Origin of the sequence: Paenibacillus sp. P3E (assembly GCF_001909045.1) — a bacterium.
GTDB classification, from domain to species: Bacteria; Bacillota; Bacilli; order Paenibacillales; family Paenibacillaceae; genus Paenibacillus_AQ; species Paenibacillus_AQ helianthi.
On sequence record NZ_LVWH01000238.1, the window covers coordinates 1 to 19,412 of the forward strand.

At 42.3% G+C, this 19,412-nt stretch carries 18 protein-coding genes and 1 pseudogene; 18 read left to right on the plus strand and 1 reads right to left on the minus strand.

Annotation, left to right across the window (positions count from 1 at the left end):
- The 10 genes from A3842_RS30865 to A3842_RS30910 form a co-directional block, all read left to right on the plus strand.
- A partial coding sequence (locus A3842_RS30865; protein ID WP_305953409.1) for a cyclophilin-like fold protein occupies positions 1 to 408 on the plus strand: 408 nt, incomplete at its 5' end.
- A 23-nt stretch (positions 409 to 431) separates the two neighbouring features.
- Positions 432 to 1,313, plus strand: coding sequence for a LysR family transcriptional regulator (locus A3842_RS30870; protein WP_074103873.1), 882 nt, complete (start codon positions 432 to 434; stop codon positions 1,311 to 1,313).
- Between the two features lie 168 nt (positions 1,314 to 1,481).
- Positions 1,482 to 3,350, plus strand: coding sequence for a beta-glucoside-specific PTS transporter subunit IIABC (locus tag A3842_RS30875; protein WP_074085125.1), 1,869 nt, complete (start codon positions 1,482 to 1,484; stop codon positions 3,348 to 3,350).
- A 29-nt stretch (positions 3,351 to 3,379) separates the two neighbouring features.
- Positions 3,380 to 4,804, plus strand: a complete 1,425-nt coding sequence (locus A3842_RS30880; RefSeq protein WP_074103874.1) for a 6-phospho-beta-glucosidase — start codon at positions 3,380 to 3,382, stop codon at positions 4,802 to 4,804.
- Positions 4,805 to 4,947: 143 nt separating this feature from the next.
- Positions 4,948 to 5,352: a MerR family transcriptional regulator gene (locus tag A3842_RS30885; RefSeq protein ID WP_074085127.1), complete on the plus strand. Its 405-nt coding sequence runs from the start codon at positions 4,948 to 4,950 to the stop codon at positions 5,350 to 5,352.
- 70 nt (positions 5,353 to 5,422) lie between these two features.
- Positions 5,423 to 6,595: an MFS transporter gene (locus A3842_RS30890; protein ID WP_178382446.1), complete on the plus strand. Its 1,173-nt coding sequence runs from the start codon at positions 5,423 to 5,425 to the stop codon at positions 6,593 to 6,595.
- 43 nt (positions 6,596 to 6,638) lie between these two features.
- Positions 6,639 to 7,382, plus strand: coding sequence for an SDR family oxidoreductase (locus tag A3842_RS30895; RefSeq protein WP_074085129.1), 744 nt, complete (start codon positions 6,639 to 6,641; stop codon positions 7,380 to 7,382).
- A gap of 26 nt (positions 7,383 to 7,408) precedes the next feature.
- Positions 7,409 to 8,572 carry a MalY/PatB family protein gene (locus tag A3842_RS30900; protein ID WP_256701951.1) on the plus strand — a complete coding sequence of 388 codons (1,164 nt, stop codon included), beginning with the start codon at positions 7,409 to 7,411 and terminating at the stop codon, positions 8,570 to 8,572.
- 32 nt (positions 8,573 to 8,604) lie between these two features.
- Positions 8,605 to 8,961 (plus strand): cyclophilin-like fold protein, encoded by a 357-nt coding sequence (locus A3842_RS30905; protein WP_074103876.1) that lies wholly within the window; start codon positions 8,605 to 8,607, stop codon positions 8,959 to 8,961.
- Positions 8,962 to 9,069: 108 nt separating this feature from the next.
- On the plus strand, positions 9,070 to 9,447 hold the full coding sequence (locus A3842_RS30910) for an AraC family ligand binding domain-containing protein (protein ID WP_178382447.1): 378 nt from the start codon (positions 9,070 to 9,072) through the stop codon (positions 9,445 to 9,447).
- A gap of 392 nt (positions 9,448 to 9,839) precedes the next feature.
- On the opposite strand, the gene A3842_RS30915 is transcribed toward A3842_RS30910, so the two are convergent.
- Entirely contained in the window at positions 9,840 to 10,148 is a 309-nt protein-coding gene (locus tag A3842_RS30915; RefSeq protein ID WP_143186420.1) for a hypothetical protein, read from the minus strand.
- Between the two features lie 510 nt (positions 10,149 to 10,658).
- Between A3842_RS30915 and A3842_RS30920 the strand changes: the two genes are divergently transcribed.
- The 8 genes and pseudogenes from A3842_RS30920 (at position 10,659) to A3842_RS30950 (ending at position 19,179) form a co-directional block, all read left to right on the plus strand.
- Positions 10,659 to 11,402, plus strand: coding sequence for a sensor histidine kinase (locus A3842_RS30920; RefSeq protein WP_178382448.1), 744 nt, complete (start codon positions 10,659 to 10,661; stop codon positions 11,400 to 11,402).
- Positions 11,399 to 12,052: pseudogene (locus A3842_RS30925) on the plus strand (response regulator). The gene A3842_RS30920 and the pseudogene A3842_RS30925 overlap by 4 nt, the downstream one beginning before the upstream one ends.
- A gap of 179 nt (positions 12,053 to 12,231) precedes the next feature.
- Positions 12,232 to 14,451 carry an MMPL family transporter gene (locus tag A3842_RS30930; protein ID WP_074103878.1) on the plus strand — a complete coding sequence of 740 codons (2,220 nt, stop codon included), beginning with the start codon at positions 12,232 to 12,234 and terminating at the stop codon, positions 14,449 to 14,451.
- Between the two features lie 250 nt (positions 14,452 to 14,701).
- A complete protein-coding gene (locus A3842_RS30935; protein WP_074103879.1) occupies positions 14,702 to 15,928 on the plus strand; it encodes a cytochrome P450 family protein in 1,227 nt (408 codons plus the stop codon).
- A gap of 252 nt (positions 15,929 to 16,180) precedes the next feature.
- Complete coding sequence (locus tag A3842_RS30940; RefSeq protein ID WP_074103880.1) at positions 16,181 to 17,062, plus strand: DegV family protein; 882 nt, start codon at positions 16,181 to 16,183, stop codon at positions 17,060 to 17,062.
- Positions 17,059 to 17,235, plus strand: a complete 177-nt coding sequence (locus A3842_RS32815; RefSeq protein ID WP_167374634.1) for a hypothetical protein — start codon at positions 17,059 to 17,061, stop codon at positions 17,233 to 17,235. Before A3842_RS30940 ends, A3842_RS32815 begins: the two co-directional genes overlap by 4 nt.
- A 196-nt stretch (positions 17,236 to 17,431) precedes the next feature.
- A complete protein-coding gene (locus A3842_RS30945; protein WP_256701952.1) occupies positions 17,432 to 18,532 on the plus strand; it encodes a sensor histidine kinase in 1,101 nt (366 codons plus the stop codon).
- A complete protein-coding gene (locus tag A3842_RS30950) occupies positions 18,529 to 19,179 on the plus strand; it encodes a response regulator (RefSeq protein WP_074103881.1) in 651 nt (216 codons plus the stop codon). The genes A3842_RS30945 and A3842_RS30950 overlap by 4 nt, the downstream gene beginning before the upstream one ends.
- The last annotated feature ends 233 nt before the right edge of the window (positions 19,180 to 19,412 follow it).

Genomic DNA, 19,412 nt, shown 5'->3' on the forward strand with positions numbered 1-19,412 from the left:
ATATTGCTCACAGCTTGTGGAGAACGGGAACCAGTCGCTGAAGTGTCCGAAGTACAGAGTGCGAAAATTAAGATGACTGTAAATGGCGAAGAAATCATAGCCACAATGTACGACAATCCTACCAGCCGGGACTTTTTAAGCGGGCTTCCCTTGACGTTGACCTTTGAGGATTACAACAGAACAGAAAAAATCAGTTACCTCCCGAATACTCTCACGACGGAGGAAGCGCCGGATGGCTTCAATCCTTCAGCAGGTGATCTGACCTTATATGGACCATGGGGAAATTTAGTTGTCTTTTATAAGGATTTTGGCTATTCCAGTGGTCTCGTTCCATTAGGTAAGATAGACTCAGGAATGGAGGCATTCACAGGCATGAATGGTGACTTCACCGTACCATTGAAATTTTAAAATAAATGCAATCAGGAGGAACCATGGAATTAAGAGTACTTCGGTATTTTCTAACAGTAGCCCGTGTTGAAAATATTACGCATGCTGCTACTATCCTGCATGTTACACAGCCTACGTTAAGCAGACAGCTGGCCGATCTTGAAAAAGACTTAGGAACTCAATTGTTCACACGTGGAAAAAGTAAGATAACACTAACCGATGCGGGGATGCTTTTGCGTCAAAGAGCAGAAGAAATCCTTACCCTTGCGGATAAAACAGAGAAAGAGTTTAAAGATCAGAGCAATCTGGTTGGAGGAACAATATCCATTGGAAGTGTTGAATCATTAACAACAAATGTTATTTTCGAGTTATTAAAAGGGTTTAATGTTGAATATCCGCAGGTCACTTATCATATTTTCAGCGGGACCGGCGATGACATAAAGGAGAAAATAGATAAGGGATTACTCGAGGTTGGCATTTTGTTAGAGCCTATTCATATTGAAAAATATGATTTTATCAGACTGCCGCAAAAGGAACGCTGGGGAATTCTTACCAAAACCTCGTCAACGCTGGCACAGAAGGAATATGTAACCTCCAAAGACTTGGCCGGAGTGCCCTTGCTTATACCCAGCCGATCGGTATTACAAAATGAAATTGCCAGCTGGTTTGCAGATGAGCATTCACAATTACGCTTTGTAGCTACCTATAACTTAATTTCCAATGTGGTTAATCTCGTGGAGCAGGGAATGGGCACGGCAATTTGTATTGAGGGTGCTTTTGCAATGAAGCATTCTGATCATTTATGCTTTAGGCCCTTTTATCCTGAACTTCAATTCGGGTGTGTGATCGTCTGGAAAAAACATAAAATTTTTAATCAGACTGCGACCAGGTTTTTACAGTACATCAAGCATGCCCTACAGGCATAATCAATAATGAAATATAGGCATTGGCTATAGCTGTTTATATAGTGATATTTTAAAGGTGTAATGTGAAAGAAGCCTTTACTTATCGCTTATAAATAGCTTTTTATGTTTGTAAAGCGCTTCCGTATTCGTTCATATTATGCAGCATTTATTAAGAGGGGGCATAATTGCATGAGCCAGAAGTATGAGGAATTAGCTCGGGAAATAGTAGAGAAAGTCGGAGGCAGTGAAAATGTATCTACATTAACTCATTGCATGACCAGACTCAGATTTGCGCTGAATGATAATAATAAGGCAGATCAACCAGCCGTGAAAGCCTTGGCCGGCGTTCTTGATGTTATCGAGAGCGGCGGACAATTTCAGGTAGTTATTGGTACTCATGTTGAAGACGTTTACACGGAGGCTATTAAGCATCTGAAATCCGTAGAAGGTTCAGGTCGTGAACTAGCTAAAGAGAGAAAGGCAGGGTTCATCGGCAAATTAATCGATTTCGTTTCCGGTACATTTAGTCCGATCGTTCCAGCTATTGCTGGCGCAGGTATGATAAAAGCGCTGCTCGCTCTACTTATTTTATTTGGTTGGATTTCAAAGGAGTCCCAGACCTATTATGTATTAAGTTTTATGTCGGATGCCATTTTCTACTTCCTGCCGTTTCTATTGGCGTACTCTGCTGCTAATAAGTTAAAGTGCAGTCCTGTCTTGGCTTTAGTACTGGCGGGTATTTTACTCCATCCAAACTTGACCCAATTGCGGACAGACGGGAATGACGTTAGCGTCTTCGGTATCCCCTTGACCCTGGTTGCTTACAGCTCTTCTGTCGTTCCAATCCTCTTAACTGTTTGGGCACAATCTTACATTGAAGCGATATTCAAAAGAATCATTCCAAACGCAGTCAAAGTTATTTTTGTTCCGATGTTTACGATTTTGGTAGTCGGGCTCCTTAGCTTAACGGTATTAGGACCTCTAGGGTCATTTTTCGGAACGTATTTAGCTATGGGATTTGATTTCCTGGGGTCACACGGATCTTGGATGATTATATTCGTCATCGCAACCTTCTGGCCCATACTGGTTATGTTTGGACTACACCATAATATCGTTCCCTTATCGTTGGCTCAAATCACCACACTCGGGTACGAGAACATTATCGGCCCTGGAGCGATGATAAATTGTATTTCTCAAGGCGTCGCTGCATTAGTGGTAGGGATGAGAACAAAGGACAAAGCATTAAAGCAAATTTCAACTTCTAGCGGGATAACAGCTTTTATGGGAATTACAGAACCCGTTCTGTATGGCGTGAACTTACCTAAAAAATATCCACTGATTGCTGCTATGATTGGTGCTGCCAGTGGAGGGCTGTATGCAGGACTAATGAATGTTTCTCGTTATGCGACAGGTGCTTCAGGAATTCCAGCCATTCCGCTATACATCGGAGAGAATATTTGGAATCTGTATAATATTTTGATTGCATTAGTAATTACAGCTGTTGTAACAGCGGTTATTACTTACTTCTTAAGTCTGAAATATGAAAAAGGATTGACCACTCAGGAAACAATTGGTAGTGCAGACGAAATGATTACTATTAAAGACTCCGTGATTATGAGCCCGATCAAAGGGGCGATAATTCCGCTAAAAGATGTACAGGACGCTGCCTTTTCTTCTGAAGCAATGGGAAAGGGAATTGCCATAGAGCCTAGCGAGGGGAAAGTAGTTGCACCTTTTGACGGAGTTATCGTTTCACTGTTTCCTAAGAAGCATGCAATGGGTCTTTTATCCGATGACGGAGTAGAAATCCTCATCCATATAGGGCTCAACACCGTTAAACTGAATGGGAAATATTTCGAAGCCCATGTTGTAGAGGGTCAAAGAATTACAAAAGGACAGACCTTACTGACCTTCGATCTGGAGAAAATCAAACAAGAGGGATATATTACTCAAACTCCTGTTATTGTAACCAACACCTATAATTATTCTGATGTGGTATCAGAGAGTAGTCATGATTATATTGATTTCAACAATGCATTGCTGATAGTAAAAGCATAACAATACTCAAACTTAGGAGTGTATTTTAGATGACCTTAAGAAAAGATTTTCTCTGGGGTGGGGCGGTTGCTGCCAACCAATGTGAAGGCGGATATGCAGAAGGTAATAAAGGGCTGTCAACAGTCGATGTAATTCCAGCGGGGAAGGATCGGGTTCCTGTTATGAAAGGGAAAGTCAGCATGCTGGAATGTGACGAGAAACATTTTTATCCAAGTCATGAAGCCATTGATTTCTATCATCACTATAAAGAAGACATTGCCTTATTAGCAGAAATGGGTTTTAAGTGCTTCCGTTTATCTTTGGCATGGACGCGGATCTACCCTAATGGAGATGACGAACTCCCGAATGAAGAGGGATTGAAATTCTATGAACGTGTTTTTGATGAATGTTTAAAATATGGCATTGAACCATTAGTAACGATTACTCACTTTGATGTACCTATCCATCTGGTGAAAACAATCGGCTCATGGAGAAGCCGCAAAATGGTCGAATATTATGAGAGACTATGTGGAACCATCTTCACCCGGTACAAAGATAAAGTGAAGTATTGGTTAACCTTTAACGAAATCAATATGTTATTGCATTTGCCCTTTGGAAGCTCTGGCCTGGTATTTGAAGAGGGTGAAAATGAAGATGCAGTAAAATATCAGGCAGCACATCATCAACTGATCGCAAGTGCGAAAGCAACTGAAATTGCGCGCAGAATCAATCCGGAATTTAAGATAGGCTGTATGCTGGCGGGTGCAAGCACGTATCCGTATACATGTGCACCAGATGACGTTTGGAAAGCAATGACAAGAGACCGGGAACACTACTTTTTCGTTGATGTACAGTCCCGTGGAGAATACCCAAGCTATGCCAAGAAAATGCTTGAACGAATGGATATTCACTTGGAAATGGAAGACGGAGATGAGGAATGCTTAAGAAATAATACCGTTGACTTTATTTCGTTCAGTTACTATGGCTCACGGTTAACCAGTGCGGACCCGGAGGTAAATACGCAAACCGCCGCAAATCTGTTTCCGACCCTGCGTAATCCACATCTAACGACAAGTGAATGGGGATGGCAGATTGATCCGCTGGGGCTAAGAATTACATTAAATGCATTATATGATCGCTATCAAAAGCCGTTATTCATTGTAGAAAATGGATTGGGAGCGCTGGATACACCTGATGAAACGGGATATATCGCAGATGATTACAGAATCGGGTACCTGCGTGAACACATAAAAGCGTTCATATCAGCAGTGGAAGAGGATGGAGTCGACTTGCTAGGATACACTACTTGGGGCTGTATAGATCTGGTAAGCTCCAGTTCCGGAGAAATGAGCAAAAGATACGGCTTCGTTTATGTGGATAAAGATGACACTGGAAATGGCACATTGGAGCGCAGAAAGAAAAAATCTTTTGAGTGGTACAAAAAAGTAATTCACAGCAATGGTATAGAACTGTAGTCTGCTAATGAATGAAGACGTAATAACGCATTGAGTCATGGACTCGGTGCGTTATTGCTTTATAAATAATAGACCAGCTTCACTTGACTTAAAGTTAACTTTAAGTGATAAGTTAGAACAAAAATTGATATTGAGGTGAAGGTATGAATATTACCCAGGTTGCTAAGCTGTTTGATCTTTCGGCAGCCACATTAAGATACTACGAGAGCATTGGTTTGTTTCCGCCGGTTAACCGGAAAGAAAGCGGTGTGCGTGATTACAACGAGGAAGATATCAAATGGATTGATTTTATAAAATGTATGCGGGATTCAGGTTTGACGATAGAGGCATTAATTGAATATACGTCATTATTCGCTAGCGGTGATCACTCTTTAGAAGCACGCAAGCAGATCTTGGTCAATGAGAGGGAGAAGCTGATACAGAAACGGAAAGAACTTGACGAATCTATCAGCAGATTGGCCGTGAAAATTAAGGACTACGACGGAAAATTGCTTGAACGAGAGGGGAAGCTCAAAGGCACACTCGTAATAGAAGCGAAGCATGAATAAATCAGAATTCGGTAGCTAAAGGAGTGGGATTCATATTAAACCTAAGGAAAAACTAAAGACGTACTCCTTGTTGTCAGTAGCGGTATTAATATCTTCAGGACCAATAATCGCCGCTAATATTCCGGCGATAGCGAAAGATTTTCCTGCTATTTCTCTGACCCAGGTAGGGTTACTGACTACAATACCTTCCCTGTTTGTTATTTTTGGTGTTCTAATCGGGAATCGGCTTGAACTGCGGATCGGAAAGAAGAGAACCATTTTAACAGGATTAGGATTCGTATTCATTGCAGGGATATTCCCGGCACTTAAGCACGATATTTTTTCATTGTTATTCGTTTCCCGCTGCTTGTTTGGTCTGGGTATTGGTTTATTTAACCGCTTAATCATTCAGATGATCAGCGACATATACCAAACTAATCCCGGAAAACAGGCATCTTTAATTGGACTCGAGAGTGCCTTTGAGGGATTGGGAGGTATCTGTCTGACACTATTCGTGGGTCAATTATTAAAAATTAACTGGTATACATCATTTTATGTTTATGCATTGGCACTTCCCGTTTTTGTTGCGTTCCTTTTCTTTGTTCCGGCTGATAAAAGGGAGCTAGAGAAAGGCGGGACGGAACAACTAACAACGACCTCAGACCATCCAAGTAATAAAAGATCCTTACGAGTGATGATTGGCTTTGGCATTTTATTGTTTGTAATTGTAACTCTATTTATCAACTACAATATCCAAATTACTCCTTTGATAATGGAGAAGAATATTGGGAACGCGACGAACGGCAGCAATATGATTGCCTTTATAGGTTTAGGAGCTTTTATTGCCGGCTTCTCTTTTGGAAAATTATATAAATATCTCGGAAACTATATTGTACCTTTAGCCATCCTTTTACTTGGAGGATCCATGTTTGTAACGACGATTTCACAGAGTGTTTATCTTACTACATTATGTTCAATGGTTATCGGATTTTCATTTCGTTGTATCATGCCTTATTTGCTACATACCTTTACGCAGCAAATTGCGAAAATGGCAAAATTGGGCACTACTATCGTGTTGGTCGCTTATAACTTAGGAGCCACACTTTCACCTTATGAAGGGACATTGATTAGACAACTATCTCATGTCCATAGTATGCAATCATTGGTTTCCACAAATGCAATTATTCTCTTATTGATTGCCATAACTGGTTTTGGTGTAGCTTACGTAAATCAAAAAAAGGAATTTGACTTCAAGTTAACTTGAAGTTGTAAACTTGGCCTGTATCAAAAACTGAGGAGGAATTAACATGACTAATATTAAAGGGAAAGTTGTCATTATCATGGGGGCATCAAGCGGGATTGGCGAAGCCACAACGAAGAAGCTTGCCGGGGAAGGCGCAAAATTAGTGATTGCGGCTAGACGTGAAGATCGCCTGAAATCTCTTGTTGAATCCTTGCCTAATGCTGAAATTTCTTATGCCGTTGCGGACGTAACCAAACAAGAAGAAGTTCAAGCGGTTATTGATTTAGCAGTTAAGAAGTATGGCCGTGTAGACGTTCTATACAATAATGCTGGAGTTATGCCGACAGCACCGCTGTCAGCAACCCGTTTTGATGAATGGCGTCAAATGCTTGATATCAACATTATGGGGGTTCTGAATGGGATTGCTGCAGTTTTGCCTATCATGAAAAAACAGCAATCCGGGCACATTATTGCAACGGACTCCGTGGCAGGACATGTTGTATATCCCGGTTCTGCTGTATACTGCGGAACCAAATTTGCTGTCCGTGCTATCATGGAGGGATTGCGTCAGGAAGAACGTGAGAACAATCTCCGCAGCACAATTATTTCCCCAGGATTAGTGGATACTGAGCTGTACACAACGGTCAATGACGGTGAAAACCGAGAATGGCTGAAAAATAACGCAAAAATTGCAGGTGTGGGTTTGAGTCCAAGTGATATTGCTGACGCAGTAGCCTATGTCATTAGTACACCTGAAACGGTTGCTGTAAGTGAAATTTTAATTCGTCCAACGAAGCAACTCGTTTAATTCGGAGGTAGCAGGTGAAACATTCCGTGTTTAATTTTGATAAAATGACCAACCGTTTGGGTACGAACTCTTATAAATGGGATGTTCATTCGGACGAGCTTGCGCTATGGGTGGCAGATATGGATTTCGAGACGTCTCCGGCAATTGTTGAAGCTCTGCAGAAGAGATTAGACCATAAGATCTTTGGCTACACGATGGTTCCTGATACGTACTACAATGCAGTTGCAGGGTGGTGGAGTAGGAGGCATCAATTTCAGATACAACAGGAATGGATTATGTTCTGTACTGGTGTCGTCCCGGCAGTTTCCTCCATTGTACGTAAAATGACCAAAGTGAATGAGAAAGTATTGGTGCTGGCTCCAGTCTATAATATCTTTTATAACTCGATCGTGAATAATCAGCGAAAGGTTCTTACGAGCGAGCTGGTCTATAAGGATCAAAGGTATTCCATCGATTTCACCGATCTGGAAGAGAAATTGGCCGATCCCGAAGCAACACTCCTGATTTTCTGCAATCCGCATAATCCAATAGGCAAGGTGTGGGACAAACAAACACTTGAGACCATCGGCAACCTTTGTATTAAACATCATGTGCTGATCCTTTCGGATGAAATTCATTGTGATCTAACGCATCCAAGCTACCGCTATACTCCCTTTGCTTCGGTATCCGAAGAGATAGCCCTGAATAGCATCACATGTGTGGCTCCAACTAAAACATTTAACCTGGCAGGACTTCAAACGTCATCTATTATCGTACCTAATCCGGAGCTGAGGGCGCTTGTAAATCGTGGAATCAATACCGATGAAGTGGCTGAACCTAATGCTTTTGCCATTGAAGGGGCCATTTCTGCTTTCACAGAAGGGGAACCTTGGCTTGACGCACTGCTGGAATATTTAATGGTCAATAAGCAATGGATTGAATATTTTATGGCAGCAGAGCTTCCAGAGCTTAAGGTCATTCATTCAGAGGCTACCTACCTGGCGTGGATTGATTGCACAGCTGTAACTAATGATTCGAAAGCTCTATGCGAATGTATAAGAAAAGAAACCGGATTGTACATTTCTGAAGGAGCTATTTTTGGTGGGAATGGACAAGGGTTTATAAGAATAAACTACGCCTGCCCAAAAACGCGCCTGGAAGATGGTTTGCAGCGCTTGAAGCGGGGGATTGAGATTTTTCAAAGTATGTAATCAATCCATAGGGTGAATGGGGGTGAGCTAATATGAAATTAAAAATAACAATTGGGCAGGATGAATATATAGCCACATTAATAGATAGTAAAGCAGTCGAAGGATTCATCACCCAGCTTCCTTTAAAGCTAACCTTACAGGACTATGCGGGTGCTGAGAAGATCAGTGATCTTCCAACACGTCTATCTGCCGAGGGTTCTCCGCCAGGGACAGCTGCATCAATAGGAGACCTTGCTTACTACGCCCCCTGGGGGAACCTTGCGATATTTTACAAAAGCTCCGGATATGCTTCGGGACTAATTAAGCTTGGAAGTATAGAGTATAATGCCAAGAAACTGGCTAGCTATAATAAACCGATAGAAGCACTACTTGAGATGATTAATGAATAAGGTTTTGTATTTTGGACTAAATAGACAAAAGATTTGAGCTAAGCAGCAAAGTTTCTTTTCTAGTTTTCTGTTATCGTATTGGTAAAAGCTAAAAAGGCGGAACTGCTCATGTCCATTAGCATCGGCAAAACAATCAAGGCACCGCAAGAACTGGTCAATGCACCAGATAAAACAGGAAGCCTGCAGCAAAACGGATTATCTGTAATTACTTTCTGCCTGCATACTCAAGGGAGGAAAGGGTCGTACTTTCTAAAGGATCATCTGCTGCTGTACGTGAAATCAGGCAATTACAAGGTTCGTTTCAGAGATCGGGAATATACCGTGCGGAGTAACGAAATGATGTTTGTTCACAAATCAACTCTAATTGAGTATGACAAGTCGGGAGAACCCGGTTCCGAGTATATACTGGATTATATGATGTTCTTCCTAAACGAGAAATTACTGGAGGAATTTGTGCAGTTCGCTGTAATTTGTCGGAACGAGTAGCCACACGGCGAAAATGTTTGATTTTATTGAAAAAGCACAATTCCGAATCACTTCTGAGCCATAGGCTTTGTCGCCAAGAATATGACTTCCTATATATGGATTCCATTAATTTACTCTTGCGACAGTAATTACAGGACTACACACTTCGCGTTTCAAAGATAGTCCTTCCTGTGAATATTGATACTATCATTTATCAAGTCGTGCATTACATAAAGCAAGCTCCTATTTGTGCTTTGCCATTCAAAGTCACTTCCAGAAATCCTTCAAAGATCATTACAGTATCACACCAAAAGGCTATCGAAACTCTGTGCTGAAATAATACAATCAAGAGCGGATACTATAGGATTTATAGTATTCCGCTCTTGTTTAAATATAACAATTGATATTTTAATTTATTTGATTGCAGACAGATCAGCTAGAATAGTTATCAGGAGTTCATTAGATATGCCCGATTGAGGAATAGCGGCTAATTGCTTGAGTGAATAGCTTGCTCTTATACTTGACATTGGACTGCTGTATATGCCCGGCATATATTTCTCCAGCACCTCGGTCGCAGCTTCATGATCCAACAAGTCACCCAGTGGAGTATTCTCATTAAAATTTACGAATTCTGCGTGCAAAGGATCAGTTACACTTTCTACATAACCTAGACGGACATACTGTTCTTCAGGCGCTTCATTTCCGGCCATAAGCTCCTTCATAAGATGAATCATATTATTCTCAACTTCCTCGTCCTGTAAAGGAGTCTCCCTGTCACGGGTCCGTAGTTTGGCCAGTCATAATGTGGGCCGTCATATTTATGCGGATACAAATCCCTATACTTAATTTGGACATTACTGGTATATGTAGCGACACTAATATTACAGAACTTTAACGAACTGATCTTTCTGAACAGCCTATTCTTTTCAATCACTTATTTTTTTCATATTCTGGTGCACTGGTACTCAAATTTATTAACCCGGTTCTGGTCATGGTTGTATTTCCTGACTCAAGGTTTGATGATATTGACCTGTGCTTTATTGATGCCTTTCGGCTCACCGGCTGTTCTTATCGGTCTGCTTCCTGTATTAATCGGTCAGAGCATAGGGCTCTATTCTCACAATAGAAAGATCATATTTGTGTCCTTATACAGCGTGTCGATGTTCTTCTATGCTGAAATATTTTTGAGAAAAGCGTATGAGATGTTACTGATAACCCCGCTTTTTTTTCTAATGCTGATTATAGTAATAGCGTACAGTATGTTGTTTCTTCAACAGGTCCATGCGCGGCTGAGGACACAGAGCTTTCTGAAGGATCTGGAAAATGCGCACCGCAAGGTGGAGGAACTTACATTAGCCAATGAACGGCAGCGTATGGCCCGCGACCTCCATGATACGCTTGCGCAGGGAGTAGCGAGCTTCATTATGCAACTTGAGGCTGCTGATGAATTTATCGTACAAGGAAATATTCGAAGATCACAGGAAATTATTCAGCAGTCCATGGGACAAGCACGAAGAACTTTGGCTGAAGCCCGGAGGGTGATTAATAATCTAAGGTTGAATTCCGCCTCTGAAATGGTTTTCCATGAGGAGCTCACCGATGAGATACAACGTTTTTTCCAGGCGACCGGAATTAATGTATATCCTAAAATCCAAATGTCCAGCCAAATGTCCAGAATGCTGATGGAGCACAGCCTATATATCGTAAGTGAATGTTTAACCAATGTGGCAAAGCATGCTAAGGCGGACAACGTCTGGGTCACTGTGAATGAGCAGAATGATCGTATTGAGATTGAGGTTAAGGATAACGGGACAGGTTTTGATACAAGCCAGGTGGGCAAACAGGCAGGTCATTATGGCTTGCTGGGATTATTTGAGCGTGTACGGTTGATTGGGGGTGAAATCCAGATTACCAGTGCATCAAACGGTACACGAATACGAATGGAAGCACCTATTCATAAAGGAGACAAGCTATGAGTACCCTAAAGGTGTTGATTGTGGATGATCATCAGCTCGTTCGTGACGGCTTGAAGCTCATTGTTGAGACCAACGAACGGTTTGTTATTATTGGAGAAGCAGAAAATGGCCAGGTTGCGCTCCGCCTGATTGAAGAGCTGAAACCCGATGTGATTTTGTTGGACTTGAATATGCCAGTAATGAGCGGGATGGAAACGATGGCGGCATTAAGTAACAAACAGTGCGAGATTCCCGTCATCATCTTAACCACCTATAACGAAGATGATTTAATGGTAAATGCACTGGCATTGGGAGCAAAAGGCTATCTGCTGAAAGACACCAATCGTACCAATTTGTTTCGGACCATCGAATCTGCAATTCGGGGAGAGACCTTGCTGCAGCCCGATATCATGAACAAAGTCTTAGCGGCCAAGGAGAGCAAAGAAGATACCAACTCTAGCAAAAAGGAGACCCCTATTTTAACGAATAAGTAGAAAATAATACTTCAATTTGTAGCACGCGGATATAAAAGCAAAGAGATTGCGTTTGATATGGGCGTTACGGAACGGACGGTTAAAGCGCATTTAACAAGCATCTATTCAAAACTTGGAGTCGATTCAAGATCCCAAGCCGTGGCAACAGCCATGGAACGAGGGATTATTCATATTTAAGGAACTTGACAAACTGTAACATACGGAATGGGATTTTGTTCCGTATGTTTTTTTATGCTTCCCAAAAGTACATAGACTGGCTTCCCTTATGGACGATGTATTTTTACTTCAAGGTTTGTAAAATGAATTCAAGTAAAAGAAAGAAATCAGTATTGCAGGATAGAAGGAGGAGAAACAAAATGGCAACATTATTATACCGGCTGGCACACTGGTCGGTGAGGAATTCAAAGAAGGTAATTATCGGAGGGGTAGGGATATTGCTGGCATTGGCAGTGCTGGCTTTAGCTATGGGACCGGCGTTCAGTGATGACTTGAGCATGCCGGGGCTTAAATCCCAAAAAGCGATTGAAGTGCTGAACAAGGAATTCGCCAACCCGCAGGGTGACGGTGGAAAGACCCGAATGGTCATCAAAGTTCCTGAACAGGAGACATTGTCCTCGGAAACTGCTCAGGCCGTCATTCAGAAATCCTTGAAAGAGTTTGCGGAAGACACACAAGTGAAATCCGTTGTGGGTCCCTATGAGAACCATTCCCTAAGTGCAAACAAGACCATAGCGTATATAGATGTAACTTATAAAACACCAGCCGGTGAAGTGACGGATGAATCCAGAGAGCATATTACGGACGTCGCTGATGCTATGCGCTTCTCAGGCTGGAAGGCTGAACTCTCTGGTGAAGCATTTGTACAAATGAAGATTCTAGGACCATCGGAAGTCATCGGTGTTCTTATCGCGTTTGTCGTGTTAGCCATTACGTTCAGCTCGTTCCTGCTGGGTGTTCTGCCGATTGCCACTGCCGCAGTGGGACTGGGGGTTGGGCTGCTGGGAATGATGATAGGTTCCAATATAGTAGATATTCAATCCGTAGCACTTTCGCTTGCAGCCATGCTAGGCCTGGCAGTTGGAATAGACTATGCGCTCTTTATTGTCTCCAGATTCCGACAACAGCTAGCGGAAGGGTACGAGCGGTCCGAATCGATCGCTATAGCTAATGCAACAGCAGGGAGTTCGGTTGTTTTTGCGGCTATCACGGTCATTATCGGTCTCGCTGGTCTTTCCGTTGTCCAAATCCCATTTCTGACTGCAATGGGATTGTCCGGAGCATTTGTTGTATTTGTAACCATGCTAACTTCTATCATCATGATACCGGCAGTGCTGGCAGATTTTGGAGAGCGTATTAGCGCGAGCAGCGGCAATAGATGGCTGAAGCCGCGCAAGAGAGCGAACCATGAGAGCAACCGTTGGGGGCGCTTCGTGACCCGTAAGCCTTTGATAATGGTCATCGCAGGCGTGATCCTGCTGGGGACGATAGCCCTGCCGTTTCTTCATATAGAGCTTGGTTTGCCGGATGATGGGCAAAAGCCGACTGAAAAGACAGAACGCCGTGCCTACGATCTGCTTGCTGAAGGATACGGCCCTGGTTTCCATAGTCCGCTTGTGGTCCTGGCACGGGCAGATGGTGAAGGGAATTTTCTAGAGAATGTATCTAATGTAGCTAAAGAGATGGGGACATTGCCTAATGTAGGAAGTATGTCTCCGGCTATTCCGGGTCCATCAGGAAAACTGGCGTTAATCAATATCATCCCTGCTACCGGACCGCATGACGTGAAAACCAAAGAGCTTGTACAATCGATCAGGGATCAGGCACCTGAGATTTTGAAAAAAAATCATGTAGAACTGATGGTAACTGGAACCTCTGCAGTCAATATTGATATTTCCCAAAAGTTGAACGAAGCGCTCCCTAAATTCTGTTTGGTTATCGTTGGGCTGGCTTTGGTTCTCCTGATGGTAGTGTTCCGCTCCTTGCTAGTACCCCTTAAAGCCGTACTTGGTTTTATTCTGTCTCTTGCGGCAACCCTCGGATTTTCGGTCTTTGTTATACAGGATGGGCATATGGGCAGCTTGTTCGGATTCTATGGAACAGGTACGGTATTGAACTTCATGCCGATTATCGTTGTGGGTATCTTATTCGGTCTAGCGATGGATTATGAGGTATTCCTTGTAAGCCGGATGCGCGAAGAATATAAAAAGACTGGAGATGCGAAAAAGGCAGTGCTTGCTGGAATGGGTCATAGTGGGAGCGTGGTGACTGCGGCAGGACTCATCATGATCTCGGTATTTACTGGCTTTATGCTGGCTGAAGATCCGATCATCAAATCAATGGGCTTTGCACTAGCGTTCGGAATTCTGTTTGATGCCTTTGTTGTTAGAATGATAATTGTTCCAGCAACTATGACACTGATGGGGAAATCGGCTTGGTACCTGCCGAAGTGGCTGGACCGGATTCTGCCCAACCTGGATATTGAAGGTGAAGCCGTGATGGAGAAGCTGAAACACCCAGACAGTGGAGTGGAAAAGAAGGAAAGCTTGCAGTTTTCTTCGAAACCTAATTTTGAGTAAAAGAAAAAGCCTGAAGAAGTCTTGCAAAAGTCTTCATAAGTTACAAGTAAAGAATATCTGACCCGGAAGACACAATAGTGTATATTTTCCTAATAAAAATACTAAAAGATAATTTTATACTATATTCACGAAGCTTGATTACATACAATCAGTATGAAATTAAGCCTAATCTTGAGAGTATTTGGAAACTGTGGCTAGGGCTCAACAAGCCCGAAGAGACTCCACTTATAACATCGTCAGGAGGTTTGACATGTCAACGGATCAGAATAAGGAATTGGAGAGTTCAAAGGTAGACTTTCTGAACAAGAAATTTATCAATAATCCTTTTCCGGTGTATAGTGAGCTTCGAAAAAATGACCCGGTTCATCGTTTTCTCTTGCCTAGCGGCCAGTTTGCGTGGATTGTATCCCGGTATGAAGATGCAGCAGAGATTCTACAGGATTCACGTTTTGTAACAAATTCTCCGTATGCGGGTAATGAAGCGGGAGCGGGACCCCCGCACCAAGAAATCATTTCCCGTAATTTACTTAGCGTCAATTCTGAGGATCACCGCCGGCTGCGGCGGCTGGTACAGAAAGCCTTCACACCGCGGATGATTGAACGGCTTCGCGGCCGGATTGAAGAGATTAGTAAAGAACTTCTTGAAATCATTCAGACAAAAGAAAAACGAGAGATGGATTTAATTGAAGAATATGCTTTCCCGCTGCCGATTATCGTGATTTGTGAGATGCTGGGGGTTCCCGTTGAAGATCAGGATAAATTCCGTGAATGGTCTAATACCATCATGGAGGGGGTTAATAACACAGAATTTAATCAGAAGAGCGATGGAGCAATGGCGTTGTTTGTGGACTATCTTCATTCTTTGATAACCAAAAGGCGGTTGGATCTGCAGGAGGATTTGATTAGTGATCTTATCAGTGTAGAAGAGGATGGGGATGTCCTTTCGGAGCAGGAATTGTATGCACTTGTATTTGTACTTATCATTGCAGGTCATGAAACCACGGTAAATCTTATCGGTAACGGTATGCTTGCCTTACTGAATAATCCTGACCAGAAACAGTTGCTTCTAGAAGATCCTGAACTGATCCAACCAGCTATTGAGGAAATTTTGCGGTATAACGGACCGGCTGAAGTGAGTAATGTACGTTGGGCAACAGAGGATGTTGAATTTGGCGGTAAGCATATTCAGCAAGGCGATATGCTCTTTGTCTCCTTCTCTTCGGCAAACCGTGACCCGCAGCAGTTCCCGGATCCGGATACATTTGATATAACACGCAAGGTGAATAACCATATCGCTTTTGGTAAAGGGATTCATTACTGTTTGGGGGCGCCTTTAGCCAGACTTGAAGGAGAAATCGCTATATCCGCCTTGTTGCGCCAAATGCCGAATATTCAATTGAAAATATCTGAGGAATTCATGGAATGGCGACCGGGTATGATTATTCGAGGATTAAAAGAACTTCCGGTAGTTTTTTAGTTGTTGTTTGTTGGTTTTCTTTTCAATATATAGAAGCTTCTATAGTGAAATGTTTATTACAGCAGCTTGTCCATAGACAGGCTGCTCTTTTATCTGGATACAGTGCCCTCACGTTGTAGTGCGATTATTAAGGAATAAAAAGAGTATTGATTTCCCTTTCGTACATAAGGTATATGCCCTTACGTACGATTTTTTTGTGTATTCAAAACGCTATAATAAGCCTTATACAACATTGAGGTCAAGGAGATGCCTATGTCACTTCTTCAAATCTTTACAGACAGCTTGGCCGATTTGCCAAAAGTATTCATAGAACAACATCAAATACAACTCGTACCAGTGTATGTAGTTTTTAGTAATAATAATGTTTTTAAAGATAAAGTGGATTTATCTACTGATCTAATCTGCAAACTGGTGCTCGAACAAGGGAGAGTTCCCGGTATTGCGGCTCCATCCGTGAATGATTTCATATCCGCGTTTACACCCGTTATTTCCGCCGGGAAGGATGTTCTTTTTATTAGCATAGCTTCGGAACTGTCACCGGCCTATAAGAATGCAGTTTCTGCGGCAGGCGCATTTCCGTCAGGACGGGTGTGTGTCATAGATTCGGAAAGCCTTTCATCCGGAACCGCACTATTAGTTATGCAAGCAGTCCTTATCGCCAGTAAAGGATTTCAAGTGACTACCGTTATTGAACGGCTACAACAATACCGTCAGAATATGAAGTTTACGATGCTACTGGATGATACAGGGACTTCTAGCATACGAGGTAATGTCTACGGATTGGAGAATCGGATAATAAGCCCGCTAGCTCTAAGATCTGAGGGTGAAGTGAAAACGGGAAGGATTCGAGCTGATGACAAATACGCCACAAGTCTTGTGGATGCGATTCTTCATGAAATATTAGTTAATCAACATGAAGTGGATTCAAATTTGGTTATCATTTCACAGACTCTGGCCGAGCGCCCTGCGGAGTATTTAAAGGCAAAACTAATTGAAATGACGAGAATAAAAACCGTACTCATAGCTCCCAGTATTTGCGGGCTGTTAAGCCGCACGAAACCTCGAAGTCTAGCGGTAAGCTATCTAATGAAACCTATTAAAACGAAGTCCTACAAGCAGGAGGAAGCTAAATGACAATTGGACATGAAATGTATGTGAAAGAAGAAGTAGAGAGTCAACAGTTAGTAGAGGCTATGGACTCCCTTCAACAAGTAGAAGAACAGAAGGCACGCCGTATAAATAGAATCCAAGTGACAGTGTTTACTGCTGCTGGGCTACTATTAGGTTATTTTTTTTCATTCGAATAAATCGATTTATGTTGCGGCGGAAGTCATATAAATAACCTTTTATTAAAAGGAAGAATAATAAGAGACAGGTTGTGTAACGATGAAAAGTATGCGCACTTTTCTAAATGAAAGTACAATACAGTATGAGAATTCCGATGAAATGCTTGTCTCCCGGATTCCCATCCTGCTGTGGATACAGATGGTATATGTAGCGACGATGATTCTGCAAAATGTTAAAGAACTACTCATCCTACCCGACATTTTCTTCACAATGACCTATGTGCTTCATGCCCTGTTACACTGGAATTCATTTAGGCTGACACGTTCCCGGTCATGGTTGTATTTTTTGATTCAAGGACTGCTGATCCTGACCTGTGCATTACTGCTGCCTGAAGGTTCTCCTGCTGTTCTTATTGGATTATTGCCTATATTAATCGGCCAGAGTGTAGGGCTTTATTATCACAAAAGAAAAATCACATTTGTATTTCTGTTCTGTGTGTTTATATTCTGCTATGCTCAGCTATATTTGGGGAAAATGCCTGACTTGCTTCTGTTGATTCCTTTATTTCTATTAATGTTAATTATTGTTATAGCGTATGCATTACTGTTTTTTGAACAAGTTCATGCCCGGCTGAGGACACAGAATTTTCTAAAGGACTTGGAAAAAGCGCACCGGAAAGTAGAGGAACTTACTTTGGCAAATGAACGGCAGCGTATGGCCCGCGACCTACATGATACGCTTGCGCAAGGGGTAGCTGCTTTCGTTATGCAGCTTGATGCTGCAGATGAATTTATCTCACAGGGAAATATTCGAAGATCACAGGAAATTATTCAACAGTCGATGAGCCAGGCGCGAAGTTTATTGGCTGATGCCCGGCGGGCGATTGATAATCTAAGGATGAAATCCTCTTCCGATCTTGACTTTCGTGAATCACTTACTGATGAGATACAACGTTTTTTCCAGGCGACCGGAATTAATGTATATCCCAAAATCCATATGGTCAGCCAAATGTCCAGAATGCTGATGGAGCACAGTCTATATATCGTAAGTGAAAGTCTAACCAATGTGGCGAAGCATGCAAAGGCGGACAAAGTCTGGGTGACTGTGACTGAACGGAATAATCGTATTGAGATTGGGGTCAAGGATAACGGGACAGGCTTTGATACAAGCCAGATCGGCAAACAGGCAGGCCATTATGGCTTGCTGGGTTTATATGAGCGTGTACGGTTGATTGGAGGTCAACTCCAAATCACCAGTACATCTAGAGGTACACGAATTATAATAGAAGCATCCATTCATAAAGGAGACAAGCTATGAGTACCATAAAGGTATTGATTGTCGATGATCATCAGCTCGTTCGTGACGGCTTGAAGCTGATTGTCGAAACCAACGAACGGTTTGATATCATTGGAGAAGCAGAGAATGGACAGGTGGCGCTGCGCCTGATAGACGAGCTGAAGCCCGATGTCATTCTGCTGGATCTGAATATGCCAGTAATGAGCGGAATGGAAACGATGGAGGTATTAAGTGACAATCAATGTGAAATTCCGGTCATCATCTTAACCACCTATAATGAAGATGAATTAATGGTAAATGCGCTGGCACTGGGGGCAAAAGGTTATCTGCTGAAAGATACCAATCGTGTTCATTTGTTTCGGACTATCGAATCTGCGATCCGGGGAGAGACACTGCTACAGTCTGATATCATGACCAAAGTGTTAGCGGCCAAAGAGCGTAAAGAAGGTTCCGATAAAAAAACAGAGATCCCTGTTTTAACGGACAAGGAAAAAATAATACTTCAATTTGTAGCACGTGGATATAAAAGTAAAGAAATCGCATTTGACATGGGTGTTACAGAACGGACGGTCAAGGCGCACTTAACAAGCATTTATTCAAAACTTGGAGTGGATTCAAGATCTCAAGCAGTGGCTACGGCTATGGAACGAAGGATTATTCATATCTAAATGCGGAGATTAGAATTAATGGAGAAGTGTATAATTTATTTTTTCATAAAAAATGACTAATATGTTCTAAATTTACTTAACTCGCACAAATGTACTTTATGCATAAATGCTGCATAACTACAAATGTGTTTTTTTTCGCCCAAATCACCCGACATCAGGCTTGGCAGCCTGCACTCTGCCTATCTCACTGTTCTGGAGACCCACGCTGTGCTCACCGCCGCCGCGGATAAAGG